Source organism: Wolbachia endosymbiont (group A) of Therophilus tumidulus, assembly GCF_964277345.1.
In the GTDB taxonomy this organism is placed as follows: domain Bacteria; phylum Pseudomonadota; class Alphaproteobacteria; order Rickettsiales; family Anaplasmataceae; genus Wolbachia; species Wolbachia pipientis.
The window spans coordinates 906,732-929,271 of the sequence record NZ_OZ195515.1; the positions used below are offsets into that span (position 1 = coordinate 906,732).

General features: G+C 34.2%; 21 protein-coding genes and 2 pseudogenes. 12 read left to right on the forward strand and 11 right to left on the reverse strand.

Annotated elements, in window-relative coordinates; translation table 11 throughout:
• Positions 1-153 precede the first annotated feature (153 nt).
• The 4 genes and pseudogenes from ACICQD_RS07465 to ACICQD_RS04900 all read left to right on the forward strand — a co-directional run.
• Positions 154-240 (forward strand): annotated as a pseudogene (locus ACICQD_RS07465) (WPE palindromic element domain-containing protein); the annotation flags it as partial.
• A gap of 618 nt (positions 241-858) precedes the next feature.
• Entirely contained in the window at positions 859-2,607 is a 1,749-nt protein-coding gene (gene dnaG, locus ACICQD_RS04890; protein ID WP_395461685.1) for a DNA primase, read from the forward strand.
• A gap of 237 nt (positions 2,608-2,844) precedes the next feature.
• The gene (locus ACICQD_RS04895) at positions 2,845-3,927 is read left to right on the forward strand and encodes a Fic family protein (RefSeq protein ID WP_174515935.1); all 1,083 of its coding nucleotides are present in this window, start codon (positions 2,845-2,847) and stop codon (positions 3,925-3,927) included.
• A gap of 201 nt (positions 3,928-4,128) precedes the next feature.
• Positions 4,129-5,211 (forward strand): efflux RND transporter periplasmic adaptor subunit, encoded by a 1,083-nt coding sequence (locus ACICQD_RS04900; protein ID WP_174515936.1) that lies wholly within the window; start codon positions 4,129-4,131, stop codon positions 5,209-5,211.
• Between the two features lie 100 nt (positions 5,212-5,311).
• Here the strand turns inward: ACICQD_RS04900 and ACICQD_RS04905 are convergent, their stop codons facing one another.
• The 7 genes from ACICQD_RS04905 to ACICQD_RS04935 form a co-directional block, all read right to left on the reverse strand.
• On the reverse strand, positions 5,312-5,476 hold the full coding sequence (locus tag ACICQD_RS04905) for an IS3 family transposase (RefSeq protein WP_010082072.1): 165 nt from the start codon (positions 5,474-5,476) through the stop codon (positions 5,312-5,314).
• Positions 5,469-5,630 (reverse strand): DDE-type integrase/transposase/recombinase, encoded by a 162-nt coding sequence (locus ACICQD_RS04910; RefSeq protein WP_265021408.1) that lies wholly within the window; start codon positions 5,628-5,630, stop codon positions 5,469-5,471. The genes ACICQD_RS04905 and ACICQD_RS04910 overlap by 8 nt, the downstream gene beginning before the upstream one ends.
• Before the next feature lie 3 nt (positions 5,631-5,633).
• Positions 5,634-6,056: an IS3 family transposase gene (locus tag ACICQD_RS04915; RefSeq protein ID WP_395461827.1), complete on the reverse strand. Its 423-nt coding sequence runs from the start codon at positions 6,054-6,056 to the stop codon at positions 5,634-5,636.
• Positions 6,010-6,354, reverse strand: a complete 345-nt coding sequence (locus tag ACICQD_RS04920) for a transposase (protein ID WP_264373730.1) — start codon at positions 6,352-6,354, stop codon at positions 6,010-6,012. Before ACICQD_RS04920 ends, ACICQD_RS04915 begins: the two co-directional genes overlap by 47 nt.
• A 79-nt stretch (positions 6,355-6,433) precedes the next feature.
• Positions 6,434-6,748 carry an FtsB family cell division protein gene (locus ACICQD_RS04925; protein ID WP_010962526.1) on the reverse strand — a complete coding sequence of 105 codons (315 nt, stop codon included), beginning with the start codon at positions 6,746-6,748 and terminating at the stop codon, positions 6,434-6,436.
• Between the two features lie 49 nt (positions 6,749-6,797).
• Positions 6,798-6,926, reverse strand: coding sequence for a type B 50S ribosomal protein L36 (gene ykgO / locus ACICQD_RS04930; RefSeq protein ID WP_006279631.1), 129 nt, complete (start codon positions 6,924-6,926; stop codon positions 6,798-6,800).
• A gap of 49 nt (positions 6,927-6,975) precedes the next feature.
• The gene (locus tag ACICQD_RS04935; protein WP_395461686.1) at positions 6,976-7,806 is read right to left on the reverse strand and encodes a pyruvate, water dikinase regulatory protein; all 831 of its coding nucleotides are present in this window, start codon (positions 7,804-7,806) and stop codon (positions 6,976-6,978) included.
• A 135-nt stretch (positions 7,807-7,941) separates the two neighbouring features.
• Between ACICQD_RS04935 and ccmC the strand changes: the two genes are divergently transcribed.
• Together ccmC and ACICQD_RS04945 are read left to right on the forward strand one after the other, a co-directional pair.
• Positions 7,942-8,652, forward strand: a complete 711-nt coding sequence (ccmC, locus tag ACICQD_RS04940) for a heme ABC transporter permease CcmC (protein WP_010962525.1) — start codon at positions 7,942-7,944, stop codon at positions 8,650-8,652.
• A gap of 8 nt (positions 8,653-8,660) precedes the next feature.
• Complete coding sequence (locus ACICQD_RS04945; RefSeq protein ID WP_083250453.1) at positions 8,661-9,077, forward strand: GNAT family N-acetyltransferase; 417 nt, start codon at positions 8,661-8,663, stop codon at positions 9,075-9,077.
• 51 nt (positions 9,078-9,128) lie between these two features.
• On the opposite strand, the gene ACICQD_RS04950 is transcribed toward ACICQD_RS04945, so the two are convergent.
• Positions 9,129-10,733 carry a hypothetical protein gene (locus tag ACICQD_RS04950; RefSeq protein WP_174515883.1) on the reverse strand — a complete coding sequence of 535 codons (1,605 nt, stop codon included), beginning with the start codon at positions 10,731-10,733 and terminating at the stop codon, positions 9,129-9,131.
• A gap of 180 nt (positions 10,734-10,913) precedes the next feature.
• Here ACICQD_RS04950 and ACICQD_RS04955 point away from each other — a divergent pair, with 180 nt between their 5' ends.
• The 5 genes and pseudogenes from ACICQD_RS04955 to ACICQD_RS04975 all read left to right on the forward strand — a co-directional run bounded on the left by ACICQD_RS04955 (position 10,914) and on the right by ACICQD_RS04975 (position 16,664).
• A complete protein-coding gene (locus ACICQD_RS04955) occupies positions 10,914-12,191 on the forward strand; it encodes an adenylosuccinate synthase (protein WP_070357042.1) in 1,278 nt (425 codons plus the stop codon).
• A gap of 103 nt (positions 12,192-12,294) precedes the next feature.
• Positions 12,295-13,024: pseudogene (locus ACICQD_RS04960) on the forward strand (IS5 family transposase).
• Between the two features lie 251 nt (positions 13,025-13,275).
• Positions 13,276-15,714, forward strand: a complete 2,439-nt coding sequence (locus tag ACICQD_RS04965) for a hypothetical protein (RefSeq protein ID WP_395461687.1) — start codon at positions 13,276-13,278, stop codon at positions 15,712-15,714.
• A gap of 112 nt (positions 15,715-15,826) precedes the next feature.
• Positions 15,827-16,090: a translation initiation factor IF-1 gene (infA, locus tag ACICQD_RS04970; protein ID WP_007550159.1), complete on the forward strand. Its 264-nt coding sequence runs from the start codon at positions 15,827-15,829 to the stop codon at positions 16,088-16,090.
• Positions 16,068-16,664, forward strand: a complete 597-nt coding sequence (locus ACICQD_RS04975; RefSeq protein WP_010082554.1) for a Maf family nucleotide pyrophosphatase — start codon at positions 16,068-16,070, stop codon at positions 16,662-16,664. Before infA ends, ACICQD_RS04975 begins: the two co-directional genes overlap by 23 nt.
• On the opposite strand, the gene ACICQD_RS04980 is transcribed toward ACICQD_RS04975, so the two are convergent.
• From ACICQD_RS04980 to ACICQD_RS04990, 3 genes are all read right to left on the reverse strand, one after another.
• Positions 16,656-19,334 carry a hypothetical protein gene (locus ACICQD_RS04980; protein ID WP_209472823.1) on the reverse strand — a complete coding sequence of 893 codons (2,679 nt, stop codon included), beginning with the start codon at positions 19,332-19,334 and terminating at the stop codon, positions 16,656-16,658. The two genes, ACICQD_RS04975 and ACICQD_RS04980, sit on opposite strands and share 9 nt — an antisense overlap.
• A 152-nt stretch (positions 19,335-19,486) precedes the next feature.
• Positions 19,487-19,645 (reverse strand): hypothetical protein, encoded by a 159-nt coding sequence (locus ACICQD_RS04985; protein ID WP_153296804.1) that lies wholly within the window; start codon positions 19,643-19,645, stop codon positions 19,487-19,489.
• Positions 19,646-19,680: 35 nt separating this feature from the next.
• Positions 19,681-21,024 carry an alanine:cation symporter family protein gene (locus ACICQD_RS04990; protein WP_038198671.1) on the reverse strand — a complete coding sequence of 448 codons (1,344 nt, stop codon included), beginning with the start codon at positions 21,022-21,024 and terminating at the stop codon, positions 19,681-19,683.
• 375 nt (positions 21,025-21,399) lie between these two features.
• On the opposite strand from ACICQD_RS04990, the gene ACICQD_RS04995 reads away from it, so the two are divergent.
• The gene (locus ACICQD_RS04995) at positions 21,400-22,356 is read left to right on the forward strand and encodes an IS5 family transposase (RefSeq protein ID WP_395461688.1); all 957 of its coding nucleotides are present in this window, start codon (positions 21,400-21,402) and stop codon (positions 22,354-22,356) included.
• Positions 22,357-22,540 lie beyond the last annotated feature (184 nt).

Here is a 22,540-nt window from a genome sequence, read left to right on the forward strand (position 1 = left end):
AAGTCATTCAATGCTTCTGACCTTTTGGGAGTTCTAAAGCTATAGCTAAGGTTTTCCTACGTCATACCGCAATTCATTCCACAACTGTACGAACATTGTGATTTGAGAATAATCTCCGCCAGGAAGGGTGTCATCCCAGTGCTTTGGCACTGAGATCCAGAAAACTTAATTTTAAATAAGTACACCAGATAGCTGTATAATAAGAACTGGATTCCAGTGTCAAGCACTGGAATGACACCTTCTGTATAAATATTAAGAAATTTACCAAACGAAAAAAAAGGCAAAAGAAGCCCCGTGGTTGGCTAATTACTTACATTATACTTTCAAGTATGGCGTTTTTTTATTCTAAACACTTAATAACCGCGATTTAGCTGCTTTTAAGCCGCAACTAATCTAAATTATAAACGTTAAGAAATTTACTAAACAGAAAAAAAGGCAAAAGAAACCCTAGGGTAGCTAGTTATTCACTATCCATTTTTTAAGTTGGCGTTTTTTAATGTTTTAAATGCTTTATAAGCGTATTTCAGCTTGTGTAGGTCAAAACCCGGAAATTTGATAAAGACATAAGGTGCACATAGTGCAAAAAATTAAACATGAGACGCCAGATACGTTGAGTTTTTTTGTCATTTAATCTGTACAGAGAAGATAAATAAATAGCTTCAGTTTCATGATAAGGGCGCTGGCGAGGTTTGTCAAGGAAGTTTTTTGTTTCTGTGGGCTACCTGGATGACAGGATTGCTCTTGAATTTGTATAGCTACATTGTCGGTAAATCTCAATTGCTTTAGTTATAGAAATAAATTTCGAGTCAGATGTGTATAAATTCTATATAATTTTTATCCTACTACTAATTTAACAAGATGGATCATATAGATATTATAAAATCAAAATTATTATTATCCGACATAGTAGGTAAAAAAGTCAGATTAATAAAAAGAGGAGATAGTTTTGTTGGGCTCTGTCCATTTCATAACGAAAAAACCCCATCTTTTTCGGTGAGCAATACTAAGGGGTTATATTACTGTTTTGGTTGCTTAGCTAGTGGTGATGCATTTGAATTTATTTCACAAACTGAAGGATTAAGCTTTAAAGAAGCATTGGAAAAATTAGCATCGGTTACAGGTGTTGAACTGCCCAAAAATCTTAGTATTACAAAAGAGAACAATAAACTATTTTTAGCGCTTGATTTAGCTGCAAATTGGTTTGCACAAAAAAATCAAAGTGTTGTAGATTATTTAAAGCAGCGTAAGATTTTACCTAAAATCATAGATAAATTTAAGATAGGTTATGCACCAAGCTCTGGTTTGAAAGAGTATTTAAACTCTTCAGGTATTGAAGACAGAATTTTGATTGATATTGGATTAGTAAACAAAAATTTTCGTGATTATTTTTATGACCGGCTGATATTTCCTATATACAACATTGCAGGAAGAGTTATTGGTTTTGGTGGACGTGCGCTAAGTTCTGAGCAACAGCCGAAATATTTAAATAGCCCAGAGAGTCAGCTCTTCAAGAAGAGGGAGAATTTATACGGATTAAACTTTGCTTTAAGCGAAATACGTAAAAAACAGCACATACTCGTTGTTGAAGGATATATGGACGCTATAGCGCTACATCAAGCAGGAATTAGTAATGCAGTTGCTCCGCTTGGTACCGCAATTTCTGCAGAACAGATAAAAAATCTATGGAGATTTGCTAAAGAAATCTCCATCTGTATGGATGGCGATAGTGCTGGACGTCATGCTGCTACTCGAGTTGCAGAACTTGCTCTGCCAATATTAGAGCCTGGATACACGTTAAAGTTTGTGACTTTGCCAAGTAATAAAGATCCATACGATATATGTAACGAACTGGCATACAAGAAAGAAGACGTGTTGACTGCTCTTGACCATTCAACAAAACTGCATTCTGAATATTTATGGCATCACATAATCGATAGCAATTTGCAAAATTATGAAAAACTTGCTCCGGAAAAATATTCAATTCTTGAGCACAAGTTCATGGAATATGTAAATACTATTAGCAACAGCAGTATTAGAAGGTATTACAGAGATTATTTTTACAATAAGGCTAGTGAACTAAGAAGTAGCTTCAAAAAACAGATTTTTAATAGTAAAACTAGAGCAACAAAAGGTGAGTATCTTCATAACAAGTCTCCAGAGCTAATTGAAGCAGAGCAAAATCAGGCCGTAATTTTGCGTATAGCCGTAGAATTTCCTGAAATCTTGAACCGTCCTATATTTTTTGAGCAATTTTCTCATTTTGAATTTACTAATGAGATGAAAAGATTACAACAGCGTATAATTGATGTAATAAGTAACAAAAGCAAACTCGATAAAGAGGCTTTGTTACAAGAATTGAAACAGTTTAACGTTATAAAGTATGTATTTGAAAAAACTAGTGTACTAAATAGCCAACTGAACGAGAGAAAATCTGCAGAAATTGTGTGGAATAATATAGTGTTACTAAAAGAGTTAAATGCATTACGAAAAGAAAGAACCGAAGCGAGGCTGAGCGGTAATCTTGACTTAGAGGAAAGGTTGATAGAACAAATAAAGCAAATAGAAAGCAGTATACAAGAAATGCAAATGGAGTTTATTGAAAAGTAGATATCGTCTCGTTAGTCAACAAGAAAATTACAAAATAAGACAATATTTTACATAAGATTGAAATTTTTAACTAATTAAGCCTTCCTCTAACAGCTTTGCCCTGTAGTTTTTGATATGGTTAGGATCACTTGAAAATGTATAATTTTTGTAGTTAGCTCTGCTGTGCATATAAAGTTTACTATTGACTTTTATCACATTATCTCACATTATCTCACATAATATGCATGTGAGAAGAATATGAACTGGAAGAATTTTCGTCTTAGTACGCGTCTCAACCTAGAAGGGCCTGTAATTGAGCAAGTGTACGAGTTAATTACTGCAGTTGATAGTGTTAAAAATAGCTGGCAGATAACGAAAAAACTACTACCACAAACAATTGAAAGATTAACTCATTCAGTTATTGTTACATCTTCTGGCGCTTCTAACCGTATTGAAGGAAATCGTCTAACCGATAAAGAAGTTGAGGATCTATATAAAAACCTACGTGTCAAAAAATTTAAAAATAGAGATGAGCAAGAAATTGCTGGCTACTTAGAAATGCTTAAACTAATATTTCATGATTATACGGATATTCCAATTAGTGAGTCATCAATATTGCACATTAACAACCAGATGCTACTTTATAGTGAAAAAGATTTGTATCATAGAGGAAAATACAAAGCAAGTTCTAATAGAGTTGAGGCAAAAGATCAGAATGGAAAAGTTGTTGGTATAATTTTTGATCCCACACCACCTTACCTTGTTAGAAAGGAAGTACAAGAGCTTATTGATTGGTATCACTGGTCCTTAAATAATAAATTTAAGCATCCTCTTATTATTATTGCTAACTTTGTTTTTGAGTATCTGGCAATACACCCTTTTCAAGATGGGAATGGCAGAACTAGTAGATTGATGACTAATTTAATGCTGTTGCAGCAGGGTTATGATTTTGTATCTATTGTATCACATGAAAAGATAATTGAAACTAACAAACTTGATTACTATTTAGCGCTTAATAAAACACAAAGTAGCTGGAAAAGTAGCAAAGAAGATATTTCCCCATGGTTAATATTTTTTCTTAATGTGCTCAAAACGCAAGCAAATGAGGCGCATTATATTCTTGAGAGGGAGAATACTGAATATTTATTATCAAGAAAACAATTATTCTTCTGGGAATGGGCACTTAGCCTTGCAGATAAAGAATTTAGTAGAAAAGATGCTATAGAAGCTCTAGGATTTCCTCCAAGAACAGTAGAGGCAATTACAAAGAAACTGCTAGGGATGAAATACTTACAGCGTCTTGGAGAAGGCAAAGCCACTAGATATAAAGTTATTATTTAAAAGTTTTAGTATGTTTTTCGAGATTTTTTTAAATCCAGTCTTATGCACAACTTTGTTTGCAATTTTATTCGATTAAAAATTGCATTTTAGCAATAAAAAACTTACTTATTATAGGAAAATCTTGTGTTTGTTCTCATATAAAACTATTTATGGAGTGACAATGGTACATGTATTATACTTACATTTCTGATTCGAAAATTTATGCAGTTGTTTCTAACAAGATTGGTCAACAAATTCTATTGTTTAAAGATGAGAAATAAAGTAATCATCATTTCCAGTATTGCTTTTATTCTACTGTTTTTTATCAGTAGTGCATTTTTAAAAAAAGATCAGGCGGTTCATAGCGATAATGCAACTAGTAGCTTTTCAGTAAAAACTCAAGAATGTGCGCCGCAAAACCGCACTATATATTTAAATTTTTCTGGTACAGTAAATCCCTTACATAGAGCTAGCCTTGTCTCAAAAATAAGTGGTAAGATTATTGCTATTTATTTACCTGATGGTGAAAAGGTAAAAAGAGATGATGTAGTGTTAAAGATAGAAGATTATGACAGGATTGAGCAAGCTCAGAAAGCCAAAGCTTTATTAAAGCAGCGTGAAATTGAGTATGATTCCTCTCACAAACTGAATAAAAAAGGCTATGGGGCACAAATACAAGTAGAAGCAGCTTTTACTGCGTTACAAAGTGCAAAAGCTGACCTAAAAAGGCTAGAATTGGATTTAGAAAATACTGCAGTCACATCTCCTATAGATGGTTATATTGATAAAATCAATGCAAACGAAGGGGATTTTGTTAATGCTGGGCAAAAAATAGCTGACGTGGTTAATTTCGATCAAATTCTTGTAGTGTTATACGTTTCGGAAAATGAAGTAAATAAAATAGAGCTAGGCAGCACAGCTCAAATTAATTTGCTGGACGGAAAAGAATTGGCAGGTGAAGTAAGTTTTATTAGTAAAATTGCTGAGCCTAAAACTGGGTCTTATAGGGTAGAAGTAAAGGTAACTAATAATAAAATGATATCCTTGCAGGGACTAACTGCCAACGTAAGGCTACCTTCAGGCGAAAGATTTGCATATAAAGTTCCTTCTTCAGCCCTGAGCTTAAGTGACGAGGGTGCTCTTGGAATAAAGATTGTTGATGACAATAATTATGTAGTATTTGCACCAATAGAAATTGTTGATCATGAGAGCGATGGGGTTTGGATAGTAGCAAATAACGAAGATAAACCCATAAAGTTAATAGTATTGGGCCACCTATTTGTTAAGCCTGGTGATAAGGTTTAAGACATAAGATCCTTTGACCTTACCCAGAAAAAGTGGAGAGAAAGTTTGGAATGTTTTTTACAAAAAGAATGATGCATCAAATTGTTCTGGAATGCAATAGTTAATAGTGACGTTGTTTGTTATAAAAAATTTCTATGTATTCAAATATTGCAGTTCTAGTTTGTTGAGCAGAGTGTTGTGAAGTATCAATAAGTATTTCTCTTTTCAATGAGCTAAAGAAGCTTTCTGCAACAGAATTGTCGTAACAACAGCCTTTATTACTCATCTATATTATTTACAGCTAAGAGATATTGATACCCTTGCGCAGTATATTGTGAACCTTGGTCACTGTGCAGCAGTAGATTTTTAACAGGTTTACGCCTATTAATGGCCATTAATAAAGAGTTCATAACCAATTGTTTATTTATTGCACTACTCATTAACTACCATACGTGAGAATTATTGCTGCCAAATATAGCCATCCCTCCTTGGTTTTGATGTAAGTAATCCCATACTTTATTTGGTTGATCAACAATAAAGTTTTGATCTAGTATATTGGGAGCTACAGCTCTATTATCTGTTTGTTGTTTTTTAATTTTAAACTTTCTTTTCAGTATAGCCCTGATGTCATTTTTCTGCATAATACTTTGCACCGTTTTCAAATTGCAACTTTTACCCAAAGCCTTTAATTCAGCATGAATTTTAGGAGCTCCATATCTACATTTAGAAACTTGATATATTTTTTGAATAGCTTCGAGTAGCTCTTTATTTGCTGATTCTCTACTGCTTATTTTTCTTGTGGTCCACTTATAGTAGCCACTAGCAGAAAATCCTACATAATTCCTGTACTTTATAGTGTTTACTATGCTCTTTTATGAAAAAATATTTTACTCTTTTTGACTGGCCAGGGCTTTTTTTTAAATGTCTCTTTCCCTTGTTACTCTTGCTTTGTAAATCAAACCTCTCTTTGTCATAAGGTGCTACATCTGGAAATGCATTTGCCGCCGACTTTTTTTCGTTGTGTTTCTTTATCCATTTTCCTAATAAACCACCCTTTATTCCTAAATCTCTTGCTATTTTTGTAATTGTTTGACCTGCCTTTCTTTGTTCATTTGCCAGTTTAACAGCTTCCAATTTGAATTCTGCCGTATATTCTCTTACCATTTCTAATCCTCCAAAATTTTATTTTACCCAAAAAAACTCTTTTCTTTCTCTCCACTTTTTCTGGGTAAGGTCACTACTGCTATTCCACGTCAAGAACAACCATAAGTTCATTAGGGTTCACATAACCTAAAGCATTTTTTGCTTGCTCATCAAGCAGATCTAAATCTAAGCTTTTTTCATATAAGCCAAATACTTTGTTGTCCAACTTTTCCTTTTCAGAAGAGACATCCTTTAGCAAAAGTTTATTGTACTCGATTTCTTTTTTTAAATCGATTAACGTCAATAAGCCACGTTTACCTGTAATTGTGCTAATGCTGAAATATAATGTAAGGGAAGAAATGAGTAAGGCTGCGCTTAAACACAGTAACTTTTGCTTCTTTTTAGATATAAGCACCGTACTTTCACATATAAAAAATATATAACATGAAAAGGTGAACAAAAAGCTAAGAACCTTGACGCGCTTTACACCTTGGCTTTACCTTATTTATAATGTAAATCTTACCACCCCTTTTCACAACTTTACAATTTTTATCTCTGTTACGATGAGATTTTAGCGACCCTTTGACTTTCATATCTATAGTAAGAATTAAATTACTTTACATTATAATCACTTATCAAGAGTTAGTCAATTGATAACATTTTATTAAAATATTGTATAATTGTTGCTGATACTTCTTCGATCGACTTTTGCGTGACATCGATAATTGGCCAGTTATTCTGTTTAAAGAGCTCCTCTGCTTCTTTAATTTCCTTTTCTACTTTCTCAGGGTTAGCATATATATTATTATCTTCGTTGTTAATTGAAGTAAGTCTATTTTTGCGTATTTCTATTAGCCTACTTACGTCTATTGTTACCCCTATCGTTAGTTTATTTTTTAATTTTGCCAAGTCAACATAAAAGGGTACTCCACTAACAAAAGGAATATTTGCAACTTTATAGCCTCGGTAAGCTAAATACCTACTGGTGGGAGATTTTGATGTACGTGAAACTCCAACCAAAATTATATCTGCTTTATCAATATCTTGAATATTTTGTCCATCATCATGATTAATAGTGTAGTTTATTGCCTCAATGCGCTGAAAATATTCGTTATTTATCTCAGTATGCAAGTCAAGCTTTTCGTCTTTTTCAATTTCAAGATAAGACGAAATTTCTCTAATAATATGTGATAATATTGCTCTATAGGGAATTTTCAACTTTATACAGTTATCTTTTAGATATTTTCTTAGCTCATCATCAGTAATAGTGCATATAACAAAATTATGCTCATCACTTTTCCTATTAATTTCCTCCAGAATTTTGTCAATCTGCTCTTCTCCTTTTACAAAAGACCAAACATATTCGATCGTTTCTACAGAACGAAAGTGTTTCAGAGCTGATTTTGCAACTGATATAACAGTTTCACCACTTGAATCTGATACTAAGTGTAGATTAAGCTTTTTAAGGGTCATATACTAAAAATAATAGCTAGCAATCTGCTACTGAAATTATGCTAATTTGTTGACCTACGTAAATATAGAAAAACTATCCTGTTGATAAAACTCAAACTAATTGGTAAATTCTTAACACAATTATTCTCAAAACGAATGTTTTTATTAAAGCCTACAAATTTCTCTTATTTTTCTAAGAAAGCTCTACCTTGGCTTGGGGTTATTTGTTTCGCATGTTTTTTAATTGGAATGTCTTTGGCGTTATTCTTCTCTCCAGAAGATTATAAACAAGGAGAAATTGTACGAATCATGTACATTCATGTGCCTTCTGCATGGCTTGCTCTTGGAATATATGGATTAATTGCATCACTTGGTTTCATTTCATTGGTATGGAACAATAGCATTGCTAGTGTCTTGGCACATGCTGCTGCTCCTGCAGGGACAGTCTTTTCGGCAATATGCTTAATCACAGGCAGCATCTGGGGAAAAGGAACCTGGGGCACTTGGTGGGTATGGGATGCAAGGCTTACTTCAATGCTGATTTTATTTTTCCTATATGTTGGCTACCTTTCATTGTGGAGCGCTTTTGATAATGAAGCGAGGGCAGAAAAATCAGCAGCAGTATTTGCCATCTTTAGTGCTATAAATATTCCTATAGTAAAATTTTCCGTGAATTTATGGTCCACTCTCCATCAGCCAGCAAGCATTTTGAGAAAAGGTGGAATAGCAATAGAAAGTTCCCTGCTGTTGCCACTGGTTGCAATGTTTATGTTTTGTGCCACATTTTTTTTAGTAGTGTGGATACTGTATTCACTTTACTTAATTAATTTATATAAGATAAAGAGAGAAATCAGTATGCGGTATTAGGCCGAGAGATGAAAATAGAACACACCACATCACCAAGTAGCAAAGACATTGAATTCCTACTCAAAAAGATTAATGAAGAAACCGTTGATAAAGGTACGTGTAACCCATTTGCTTTTTTTATTCGCGATGATACTGAACAAATTATTGTAGGTTGTAGCGGTTTTGTTATCTATGGTTCAATTTACACTGACTTGCTTTGGGTGCACTCTGATTATAGAAGAAAAGGTATGGGAAAGCAGCTAATGGAAGAAGTTCATGATTATGGTCGTGAGATGCACTGTAAAATAGCAACCGTTGCAACCATGAATTTTCAAAAAGCGAAAGTATTTTATGAAAAGCTTGGGTATAAGTGTGATCTTGTACGTCCAGGGTATGTTAACATGTATATTTTTGAAGAAAGTGTTGTGAGATGCACTGTAAAATAGCAACCGTTGTAACCATGAACTCTAAAATATTTAAAGAGCCTACTAATATCTTTAAGGTAAATGTTCATGTGATTCCGCAGAATAATTCTGTTTTTTGATTCTATCTGTCCATTTATCATTTTCTATATCTTGTTTGTTGGTTGCTTTTTTTTCTTGCTCAACAATTGCCTTATCTATCTCCTTATGAATTGCATCAATTGCATTAATCGCACCTCCTTTTTTGTATACTTCGCTTTTCCCTTCAATAATTAACTTAATAAAAGTATTTACAACAGACTGCACTTGATTATGATTAACCTGACCTTTTGTCAAAGAAGGTAAAGAGCCTAATTCCATCAATACTTCTGGTGCTGTTTTATCTTGAGTGGAAAGTCCTAAATTATCTGCTACTTTACTTATTAATAACTCTCTGTGTTCTTTATTATCTTCCAATTTAGCATAATCACTCAATAAATCTATAACGGTAGATACTCTGACTTCAACAACATCATCAACATCTTCATCTTCTAGAGCAACTCCTGACCCCAATAACCTCTCTCTGAGATTTTCGCTTAAAAGATTGATAAATTCTTCATTTGCATCTGATCCTGTGGTTGATATTGTACCATCTAAATAGTTACTTTGAGCACCGAAGCCATGCTCTATTTGTATTTTTGTCTCAGGTTTAAATCCTAATTTTGCACAGAATTTCTGAAAATATTCTTTAATAATGTCAAACAAGCTCTTGCCATTATCTTTATAATTTTTTAACTCTTTAGGAATAGTAAGTGACAATTTACCATCTCTGTATGTTACAAAGTCTTCACCATTGTGAGATTCAATTGTAAATTCCAATGAACTAGACAGATTACATATCTTATCGCCATGCATAACTTGATTTTTAACAGAGAGTATTGGTAGCCTCATATCAGATCTAATTCTCACATTATTTTGGTTAGCACAATCAATATTTATTACTTTTTTAGGATTTTCTACTATGAACGACTGTCCAAGTGCAAGTTGGGTTTGTATAAATGGAGCAGCCTCATACCCTGCTTGATTACAATTGGTAACTAGCTCTTCTAAAATAGCATCACTTGGAACTTCTGCCCCAGCGTATCTGAACATTTTTTTGAAAACTTCTTTTGCAAAGGAACGGTAATCCTTGTTTTCATCTTTCTCTGTTGGTAATAGATGGATATACCTTTGGCCAGCATTGTAAAATTCTTCAAATTCTTTCTTATATGAATCGGTTTTTTGATGATTGGCAGTTTTGGAATTTTCACAGTGATTTTTCCATAGCTCACCCAATGCATTACTTACAAGCTCTTTCTCAATATCTTCGAGTACTGAAGCAACAAAAGCTTTGCCATGATCCGTATCTATTTCTCTTGTTCCTTTTTTGTTAAATATTTCGTCATTATATATATCATCACTATTAAAAAGTTCGCTTTTGCGGTGCTTAGCTCCTTCCTTAAATGCAATAATAAGATTTTTATCTATTTCTTTTCCGTTAATAATAAAATTCATCCTTTGAAAATCTAAGAACATTGTTTCACCGGAATTCGCTAATTTATTATCTTGATCTGCTCTTAATTTACTAAAATTGAACTCTTTAGCTGTGGCCTTTAATCTAACTACTGGACTCTTATTATTTTTTCCTTTTGTCTCTTTCATAAATAACACCTTACTGTAAATATGCTGTAAGTTATATCATATAATGATGAATAATTTGGTAATATATTAAGAAAATCGACAGTATATTTCTTTATTTAAGGGGTGTAGGAAAGGCGTAGATTTCTCTTTCCATTTGTAGCGTACTGCATTAATATTTATGTATTAATCTAGAAAATAATGATGAATAACATTGTAATTGTTGGTCTGCAATGGGGTGACGAAGGCAAGGGTAAAATAGTAGATTATCTTTCTGAGAATGCAGATGTAGTTGTGAGATTTCAGGGAGGAAATAATGCAGGGCACACTATAGTAGTAGATGATGAGGTTTATAAATTAAATTTACTGCCCTCTGCTGTTTTGAGGCCAGGCAAAATATCTATCATAGGAAATGGCGTTGCTCTTGATCCACACGCTCTAATCTCAGAAATAGAGTCATTGAAAGTTAAAGGAGTAGACGTAAACTATAACAACTTGATGGTATCCGAGAGCTGTCCATTAATACTTAGCATACATAAGGACAAGGAAAAGCTATTTGAAGATTTAAATGGAAATCACAAAATTGGTACAACAAACAAAGGGATAGGGCCATGTTATGAAGATAAAGTTGGAAGGAGAGCTATACGCCTTTGTGACTTAGAAAACGCAGATGAGCTCAATAAAAGAGTGGATACTCTTTTGAATTACCACAATGCTATCAGGAAAGGCCTTAACTACCAGGTGGTTAAAAAAGAAGAAATATTAAAGGAAATTCAAGAGATTTCAGAAAAAATTCTTTCATATAAAAAACCTGTGTGGAAGATATTAAATGACTTGATGAAAGAAGGTAAGAAAATAATATTTGAAGGTGCCCAAGGCGCATTTTTAGATATCGACCACGGAACTTACCCTTTTGTTACTTCAAGTAATACTGTAGCATCGCAAGCAATAACAGGCTCAGGGTTATCCTCCAATGCTTACATTATTGGTGTGGTAAAAGCTTATACAACAAGAGTGGGCAATGGCCCATTTCCTACTGAGCAGAAAAATGAAGTAGGAGATAGCTTGTTTACTATAGGTAAGGAACTTGGAACAGTGAGCAATAGAAGAAGGCGTTGCGGATGGTTCGATGCAGTTTTAGTGCGCCAGGCCGTACAACTCTCTGGAGTTTCAAGCATTGTATTAACCAAATTAGATGTGCTTAATTCTTTTGATACAATTAAAATATGCACTGGTTACAAGTATAGCGGAAAAATGTATGATTATTTACCCGCATCGCATTCAATACAAGGGGAATTAGAGCCAATATATGAAGAGTTTCCTGGCTGGAAAGAAAACACTCAAGGTAAAAGGTCGATTGAAACATTGCCTATCAATTTAATAAAATATATAGAAGGGTTAGAAAAATTAATAGGTGTACCAATTCATCTAATCTCAACTAGTCCAAAGAGAGAGGATGTTATTAAGCTTAAAGATTTCTGAAAACGTCTTTGTATCTTAGAGCCTGTACGTAATCTCAAAAAAGAGATAAAGTGAGAGGATAAAGTATATAAAGTAGGATATGCGAAGTTTATAACCAAGTGACATAAGTCGAGAAAAGTTTGAGATTATTGTAGCAGATCTGGAATCTTGCAGAAAGAAGACAAAACCAAGAACACTTGATTTACATGATATATTTTGTGGAGTGTTATACGTGTTAAAAAGTGGTTGCCAGTGGAGAATGGTATCAAAAGAGTTCCCAAAATGGCGCAATTGTTACGACTATTTTAAGAAGTGGAGTGAAAAACCAGATGTAAATAAAGAAAGTGTTCTGGAGCTGGTATTAAAAAAAAATAATTGCGACAAAACAATGGTCGGAAAAGCTTCTGCATAATTGATGCACAGAGTATAAAAAATGCAGATACTGCTGAAGCTATGATGCAGGCAAGAAGATTTCAGGGCCGTATTGCAGTAGATACGCAAGCATGCAATTTATACAACAACAGCAGAGATAACTGACCGTAGCAGTGCTGTGAGAATGGTCGAAAATGCAAAAGAAAACCTCTCGGGAGTTAAAAATGTACTGGTTGATGCAGGCTATACTGGAGAGAATTTTGTAACTCAAATAAAAACGATTATTGGTGCAACCGTTGAAGTGATCAAAAGAAATGAATTACGTTCCTTTGTTGTATTGCCCAAAAGATGGGTTGTGGAGCGATCTTTTGCTTGGTTAGAAAAATTGTAGAAGATTGTGGAAAAATTGTGAGCGAAAACTCAATACTAGCCTACAAATGGTCGTTCTGGCTTTCACTGCCTTACTTCTGAAAAAATTATGAACAGGCTCTTACTAACTCTTATCTAATAAAAAAAATACTTGTGTAACTTCGAATAGTCTATTATGCAAGACAGCAGTATAAACATGTAGTAAGAAATGTATAATGAAAAATAAAAGCTCAAGTTTAACACTTGCAGTTATTTTTACACAATTAAGTAATCATAAAAGTTAGTGTAGGACGAGGTTATACAGTTTGATTTCTTTTAATATATGTTAATTGGTATAATATAAATATAGTTAAGGAGGCGTATTATGACTGGAAGTTTGGCTAAGGAAGAAAAAACAGCAGAGGCAGGAAAAACAAGTAATCAGTCAGAGAATTATGATGTTGAATCAGTTATAAGGGTAGCATCATGTGCTTGGAATGCAATACATTGCTTGTTGGCATTTTATGAATACGATCTATATTCGTCATGGCTTGAATCGCATTTTACATCCCTCAAGGACTGTATCAATAAAATGGAAAAAGACAATTCTTTCACTAAGGACTCTGCTATAATAAAGTTCTGCCGCTCAATTGCAGAAAATAATAAATTATACAAAGAGTTAAAAAATTTAAATAATCCTGCTGAAAAATTTTCTCAATTAGAGAAGATAATAACAGGCTTTAAACTAAAAGACCTAGGAGACAAGGTAAGCTTCTTAATGCTTTTGAAAGAAGAAAGTGACTTCACTGCTATACAGAAGGCTTATAGAGATGAGTGGAGTTTTTATGATCTAATAAATGATAGAGATTTTAAAAAAACGTACATAGATAAAGCAGTAACAGAGTCTGCTAATAAGAGCTTTAAGAAAGATATAGATAAATGCATAAAGTTGGCAGAGCAGGGAAAAAAAGCTGCAAGTAAATATCTTGGAAGGAAAGGCGTAGAGCTTCAAGCTTATTACACAGAAACTGATAACGCTTATAGAGTTTTGAATATCAACTCTATTAATTACAATAGAAGTGAGCCAACCAGGATTAGTAACATTTTACAGCAAGAGAAAGATATTAAAGAGCTGAATATCTATTGCAATAAAAAACATGAAATACACGCTCATCGGAAAGGTAAGGAAAGATATTATAAATTTAAAGAGGGCGCATATTATGAAATGAAAAGCACTTGGCCTGTAAAGGATGGATCCGAAATGTGTACCATGATTATGAATGTGAGTAGCGATGGCATAACTGAAGTACTAAAATTTAATGATGAAGATTTTGTGCTATCGGATGAGATCTTAGAATTAATAAAGCAAAACGATGAATTATATATTCAAGGTCTCTCCTTATATGATGCTGTACTAGAAAAAGGTAAGGCTGCTGATGTTGTACCTACTGCTAATAATAATTTTCAAAATGAGTCTATAGCGGCCTATCGCGAGGAACCAGAGGGGGAATTAGACCCTAAAGTTGATGCTGACAATAGCCTTCCTCCTTCTATTAATAGCAATGCATCAACTCAAACGGAAGTCAATTTACAACACACTGAAACTCAAACAGAAGTTGCTTCACAACAAATCGAAACTAAAACGGAAGTCAATTTACAGCACACTGGAACTCAGACAGAATTTGCTTCACAACAAATGGATGAATTGATTTTAAATAATCAGATGCTGTCCGAAAAAAACGTTGAATTGAAGCAAGAAATGTCAAATTTGAAAAAAGAAGCTGTTGAATTGAAGCAAGAAATAGAAGCAGGGTTGCAAGTGATAAATAAAAAGCACCATGAATTAATACAAGAAAATCAGCGACTACAGGAGAAACTAGAAACAACCCAAGCAGAAGCTAATCAAACAATTGTAAAGTTAGAGAAGCAGAATAGCAATTTACAAGACAGGTTTGAAAAAGAGGAGCAAAAAAACACGGAATTGCAAACTGAACTGGCACAAAAAAATGAAGAATTAGCAGGTGTGTTAAAAGAGCTACAAGGGAAAGCACAAGAACTTAAAGGTGTATATGAAGAAAAAAGAAAGCTAAAGGAAGAGCTGAAAATTGTTAATGCAGGAAAGAAGAATTTGGAAAAAGAGCTAAATCAAGCACGAGAAGATGCGGAACAGATAATGGTTGAACGACGCCAGCAGAAAGAGCGCTTGAAAGATCAGCTAAGAGAATTAGATCAGGAATATAAGGTACAAGTAGAAATTGGGCAAAAGATTAAAGAATCAGATAGGCAGGATAGCAATTTACAAGATACACTTGGAGAAGAGAGACTAAAACTCAACATTGAAGAACTAGAAAACGAGTACGAGGAATTTCCAGGAGATAAGGTGCTTACACTTGAACTCACTAAAGATGAAGATAAAGTCGAAGAGTTAAGAAACGAGCTAGAGCGTGAGAAAGAAAAGTGTAAACAATTATTAGAAGAAGAAAATGAATGGGGTGATGAATTGGTAGGAATGCTTGATGGACTGGAAGAAAAAATTCGTGCTGATGAACAAAGGAGCTTCAACAATCAATTAACGGGAGAAATTTCTAATGAGTCTGGTAATGCTCCACGACAGAAGAAAAGGTTATCCAAATCTTCAAGCGTTGATAATGAGTCTTATGTTCCACTGAGAGAGAAGACAACATTACTCAGATCTTTAAGCGTTGATAGTGGACTTGATAGCGATGAAGAAAATTGTGATAATGATTTATCTTTCAACATAAGTCCTATAAGTTCTATTGAGAAGGTGGCAGAGAGTAGAAACGTAGGTAGGGTATCATTGTGAAGATGGTTGGGGTTAAGTTGCAACTTAAGTGGGGCGCAAAAGGTCTTTTGTGTTGATAATAATTTAAAATCTATAGTAGACTAAAAAAGATTATTAAATTATAATATAACATATGATAAAAGACGAGAAATCGAAAACAATTTTTGAAGTGGAAGGGGCAGTAACTGCTTTACTACCTGCAGCAGAATTTAGAGTGAAACTGGACAATGAACATGAGATTATCTGTCATGTATCAGGGAAAGTGAGAAGAAGTAAAATACGCATCATTATAGGGGATAGGGTGTTAGTTGAGATGAGCATTTACGATAGGAATGCGAGAAAGGGTAGGATCATTAGAAGGCTTAAAGGTACAAGTGACAGAACGATCTCTAAATAATCTTATTCTTGCTTCATCATCGAAAAGGCGTATAGCTTTACTAAAACAAATAAACATTGAGCCAGGTTTAATTTTGCCAGCAGATATAGATGAAGCCCCTTTAAAAAAGGAACTTCCGAAGGATTACTCAATCCGTATGGCAAAAAGTAAAGCTGAGAAAATACAAAGTTTAAATCCAAATTATTTTGTGCTTGGTGTTGATACAGTTGTTGCTTGTGGTAGAAGGATATTGCTCAAAGCTGAAAACGTTGAGCAAGCAGAAAAATGTATCCGCTTGTTATCAGGAAGAAGGCATAGAGTATACACCAGTGTATGTCTATTAACTCCCGATCAATCTAAACAACATATCAGGACTGTGGTTACAATAGTGAAATTTAAACGTCTCAGTGAACAAGAAATTAAGTATTATTTAGCATCAGAAGAGTGGAAAAATAGGGCGGGGGGATGCAATATACAAGGCCTAGCTGGAGTGTTCGTATTGTTCTTACGCGGCTCCTACTCTTCCGTTATAGGGTTACCATTACATGAAACCTATTGTTTGCTAAGCAATTATTTTAACTTCAATTTATATTGAAATACCTTTATTAGTATCTTTTTTTTGTTGTGACTCAGCAACCTGTTTAGCCCAATCTAGTGGTCTTTTATTTCTGTTAGCTAATGCAATTCTATTGCGATCATAACCATCAGTGTGTTCTGTTAAAGTATCTCCTCTTTCTTCTTCTATTACTCCAGCTTTCAGTTGTGCTTCATCTTTCTCTAGTAATTTATATAGTTCGCTATTTTTATCTACAGTTGGATTAGTGTCATTATTTTCTCGTTCTGCCACTGTTTTTTCTAACCACTTACGTATAGGGTCATATTGTTTACCTTCTCCTATCTTTTCTAAAATGTTTTCTGAGAATGAATCTTTAGGAATATTTTCTTTAGTAGCCTGTTGTGCCGGTTCTCTTAACCCTTTATCCGGGTTTCCCAATGCTCCTTTTAACTCACTCGTATCTCCGATTTCTTTTGGTTCAATGTTTTCTAAGCTCTTCTTTAACTGTTCAGGATTTACTTGAGATTGTTCATTATTGTCATGAGTTGGAGATGAATAGCCCGAATCGTTTGCTTTTATGTCTGTTGAGCTGTCTTTTAGCAACCCAACTTCTCTCAAGCGTTTTTTAGTTTCTTCGCTAATCTGACTCTGATCAGCTGGTTTTAACCCGAGATTTTCTTGACCTAATGTATTTTTAAGTTCTTCAAATAGAGTTAGATTACTTTGTCTAATATGTTCTTCTAATTTCCTTCCTACCTGTTTTAAATCTGTTTGAGATTTACTATCACTATTAGTTGGAGATATATAGCCTGAATCACTTATACTATTTGGTGTTGAAGCAGAGACACTAATAGTTGGACCTTCCACTATTTTTACATCTGCTAAATCGTCTTTTTGCAATCCATCTTCTTTATCTTGTGACAGTTTATCAGTAGGATCAACTTGCCTTAATCCTCTATTATCCTGCTGTGATCTATCTCTGATTTCTTTAAGAAGATTTTCAGGTGGAGTTTGATCACTTTGTTCAATGTTCTCTAAGCTCTTCTTTAACTGTTCAGGATTTACTTGAGATTGTTCATTATTGTCATGAGTTGGAGATGAATAGCCCGAGTCACTTTTATTATTGAGTGCTGTAGCAGAGAGCGGCTGTTCACTTTCTTTCCACTTAGCATCACTAGCATCTTGGTTATCACTGTTATCTGGAGAAGATGAATAAGGAATTATGTCCTTTAATGTCTCTAACGGTGATGGGTTATTTTTTCTACTTCCTGCAATTGATGCTTTTCTATCATCAACATCAATGTGCCGTAAGTTGTTTTTCTTGAAATTTCTGATGTCTTGTAACAGATCGCCTTTGCTATTTCCTTCTTGTTGCTGGGTTTTAGGTTGTTGCTGATCATTAGGTGTTTGCTCACTTCTATCTGGTTTTTGGCTTCCAGGTACAGCATGTCCAAATGTAGGATTGTCATACCGTTCATCTTCTTGCCTATTATCTTGATTGTGGCTTACAGACTTGGTGAAAGTAGAACTATCTGAAGAATCAGAAGTTGCACCTTTTTGCTGATTATTAGGTGTTTGCTCATTTTCGCGCAAGTCATCTGGTTTTTGGCTTCCAGATTTGGCTCCCCCTTGCTCATCGAAAACACCTTTTTTAGGTGGTAGTGAACTAGTTCTAGGTGGAAGTGGCGGAGGAGTTTTTTTGTTCTGAGGATTCTCCTCAAAAAGCGATTGTAGGTTATAAACTTGACCTCCCGAATTTGCTTCTCGTGCTGCTTGTCTAAGCTCACGCTTTTCTTTAGCCTCCTGAGAATTAATTTTATCGTCAAAATCTTTTCCAATTCCGCTATCGTAAGACTGCCTTCTGCTGTTAGATTGTAGTCCAAAATGTGAATGGTGGTCTTCTTTTTTTTGAGTTATATCAGTAGCTTGAACGCTAACACCTCTATTAACATCAATTCTTGTTGTAGTTTCAGATGATAGCTCGTTACTGTCTTTATTATGTTGCATCTCATTCGCTTTTCCTTGTCCTTTCTCCCTGAATTGTATTTCATGCAAGAATAAACCACCTATTTTTACATCTCTGTTTACTTCTAACCGTTCTAGAGAAAAATCATCACCTTTAACAAGGTCTACACCGTTAGCATCAATCTTAATTTTGATCTTACATTCCTTCCCCTCCGCATACCACTTTAAAGTCATTTCATATGAACCATCAGTTACGACATAATGTCTTATTTTTTTCCCTTCTTCCTCGGCAACAAAACCATGCATTCCGCTCTTTCCATCACTATGCAATGTTGAAAATCCCGAGATTTCATTCTTCTCACAAAAATCACTGTTTAAAAATTCGCTGATTTTAAACTCTTTTTTGTTATTTCCCAGCGTAATACTTGCGTGATTACCGTATATTGAAACTCCTGCAACATCATCAACATACTCTTTCAACCTTTCTTTAACTTCACTTTCAAGGTCTTGTCCAGCTTTCTTTGTCTTGTCGCATTTCTGAAGAATAACTCCATATGCTTTATCTTTGTTTTCTTCTTCGTCCCAATTCCAGTTGGCGTGTTTTGTTAAAAACTTTACTGTGTTAAAATCAACTCTAGCATTATAAATTGGGTCGTCTTCCTTTTTTATTTTATCAAATAAAGGAAAAATTTCTTGAATGCGCTCATTATAAATGTGTTCTTGTTGTGTATCGTTAGTGCCCATATATCCCTCACTAATAACCCTCTGCCTTTAGTTCTAGCTAATACTAGCTAATATAATTATCACAAGCATTGGTTGAATTTTTATTAAGGAAGGTTGTGTTACTAATGTGATGACACAAGCTATTTTATGGTAACATCAAACGATTTAAGTTGTCATTCCAGTCTGGAATCCAGCCTTTCACGAACCCCATCAAAAATGTTGTGTTTTAACATAAGATTAGCTACTTTTATGCTCACTAACTTAGTGCCAATCAAGATTCCTGGATCCCAGTGTCTGGGCACTGGGATGACATCCTTCTTGGCGGAAATCACTCTTATATCACAACAGCTGCATAGCCTAAATTGCTTTAGCTATAGCTCTGTTTTTGCAACTTCAAATATCTGCTACTCATAGTAAACACTTCTGGATCTTGAGAGGTTAGCTTGAGTATAGCGAGTATGTTGATAAACAACAAAGCAGCAATCGAGATATCAGCAACATCCCATAGCAACCGGACTTTACCTATCGCACCAAGCGGAATGATCATGGTAAAAATTACAATCCAGATTTTAGTGTATTTATTATCCATAGACACATAGCGTATTGTCTGTTTTGAGCAAAAAAACCAAGTAAAAATAGTAGTAAAGGCAAAACAAAACATTATGGCCATAATTAAATAGTCAATATAGGGCCAATTCATAGCTTTTCTAAAAGCAAATATGCACATGTTAGTACTCTCTAAATCAGTGACCCAAGAATCTGTGACAAGCAGTACCATTGTTGTAATAAACACTATGAATGCAACTATAAAAGGCGATATTATTGTGATTAGGCTCTGTTCAATAATAAATTTATTATTATTTTTCTTAGGAACAATTGAAGAATGTACGATTCCTTCGAGGCCAAGCCCTATATCTGTTGCAAAAATACCTCGCAAAGTTCCAACTTGAATAATAGTCAACATTTCTAAAATCAAACCTAGAGATAAACCAGAGTTAAAGCTACTAGTTGTAAAAAAACTGCTTGTTATTAGTTTTAGAGAAGGAAGAATATTTTCACTAAATTTAAATAATATGATACCGCAAAGTGTGAGGTAACTTACCGTCATTATCGGTATCATAGCCGATATAAAAATTTTAATTTTTTTTAAGCTGAGAGCTGCAACAACAAAAAATATTATGGCCATTACAATGCCACCAACAACTACAGGCACATCTATCATATTAAGTGGTATTGATAGAGAATTTACCTGAACAAGGTTACCAACTGTTATTGAAACCATCATCATGATAACTAGAAAGACAATTGTGGCCTTCCTAGAGTTAAACGCATCAGTCATGTAGGCTACAGGGCCACCTATAAACCGTTCGTTCTTTTCCTTTCTGGTTTTTATACTTAGATAACAAGTGACATATTTTATCACAGAAGTGATAACAATAATTATTGCCATCCATAAAATAGAGCCCGGTCCTCCGGTTTTTAGAGCAACAGCAGTTCCTGAAATATTTCCTACTCCTAAATTTCCCCCTAAAATTGTAAACAGAGCGGCTATAGAAGAAAATTTATTTTCTCCTTTTTTAGCTCCAAGGAGTGAAAGGGCGTATGGTAATCTAAATACCTGTAGCCATTTTAGTTTAATCGATAGGTAAACACCAGCAACTAGCATGAGTAATATTGTTGGCAGTAATAAAACAAACTTTACTGTATCCATCTGTAAAAGTGAGATTTTTATTTGAGTATACAACAAAAATTGAAAATACCTAACCTATTTTCTATGTATGACTTCGTTTCCGTCATTCTAGAAACCTTTTCTTGTCATCCAAGTAGCGTGACACATAACTGTACGAACATTGTAATATGGTACAATGTTAAGACGATGTCATTCCAGTGCTTGACACTGGAATCCAGCTTTTAATGCAACCCCTCACCAAAAATATTGTGTTTTAACATAAGGTTAGCTACTTTTATACTCACCAACTTAGTGTCCAATCTGGATCCCAGTGAGCTTTGTTGCATAGCAGCAGAAAAATTAGTGATTACTGACAAAATTCATTATAAATAGCGATTTAACTGTTGAAGAAAAAATATGCCACAAAAAATGAGGGTCAGTAACCATAGCGAATATAACAAATTTCTAGAAAAAAGAGGAAATATTTTTCATTATATCAACGAAGCCATAGAAAAGTGGTACGAGAATGGTCCAAAAATACCAGGTGGCAACAATATTTATAGCGATAAAGTTGTAATTTTGGTGCACATAATAACTTGTTTATTTAGAATAGGCCTGAGGCAAACAGTTGGGTTTATAGCAGGATACCTTGAGCAAATTGGGAAAAATTTGCAAGTTATCAGCTATTCACAATCATCAAGAAGGTTTAAGAAACTCAATATTAAGATCAATGATTGCAGAATTGATAAAAATAATATGGAAGATATCGAAATTGCTATAGACAGTACAGGAATTAGTATATACAACAACACTCCTGGTCATAGCAAAGAAAATAGCGAAGATAGAAAGTATCGCAGCTATGAACAGACAAGAAAATTGCATGTAATGTTGAATACAAACAGCAAAAAAGCCATAGCTGTAAAATACAGTAACGGTGTCTACTCTGATCACTATGGAGCTTGTGATTTGCTAAAAGAAGTCGATTTTCAGTATGTCATAAAAGTACTATATGCAGATAGGGCATATGACAGAGAAAAGCTCTATAAGCTGTGTAATCAATATGGTATAAAAACGAAAATTCCTCCGAAAAACAACGCAACAGAGCATCCAAAGTTAGACTATATGGCTGAGAGAAATTCTGCAGTCAAGCTCATAAAGTCATATGATGAAGATGGTATAAAGAAGTGGAAAAAAGAGATGAGTTATGGAAAAAGATCTTATATAGAAGGTTTTTTCTCGCGATTAAAAAAGACATTTGGATTTAGTTTTAGGAACAAATCTGAAATGAATCGTGAGAGGGAACTGCTACTCAAATGTTATTTGCTTAACAAATTTACTGAAATAGGCATGGCTAAATTTGATATAGCTTCATAAATTTATTGTGCGTTACCTACTATCCGAAGAGCGATGCAACAAAGCCTCCCAGTGTCTGGGCACTGGGATGACATCTTTTTTCTTGGTACAAATTACTCTTATATCTCAATGTTCGTACAGTTAGTGCGTGACACTTGTATCTTTATGATGTGAGGCATTAGAGCTAAAATACCTCACAGGGAGG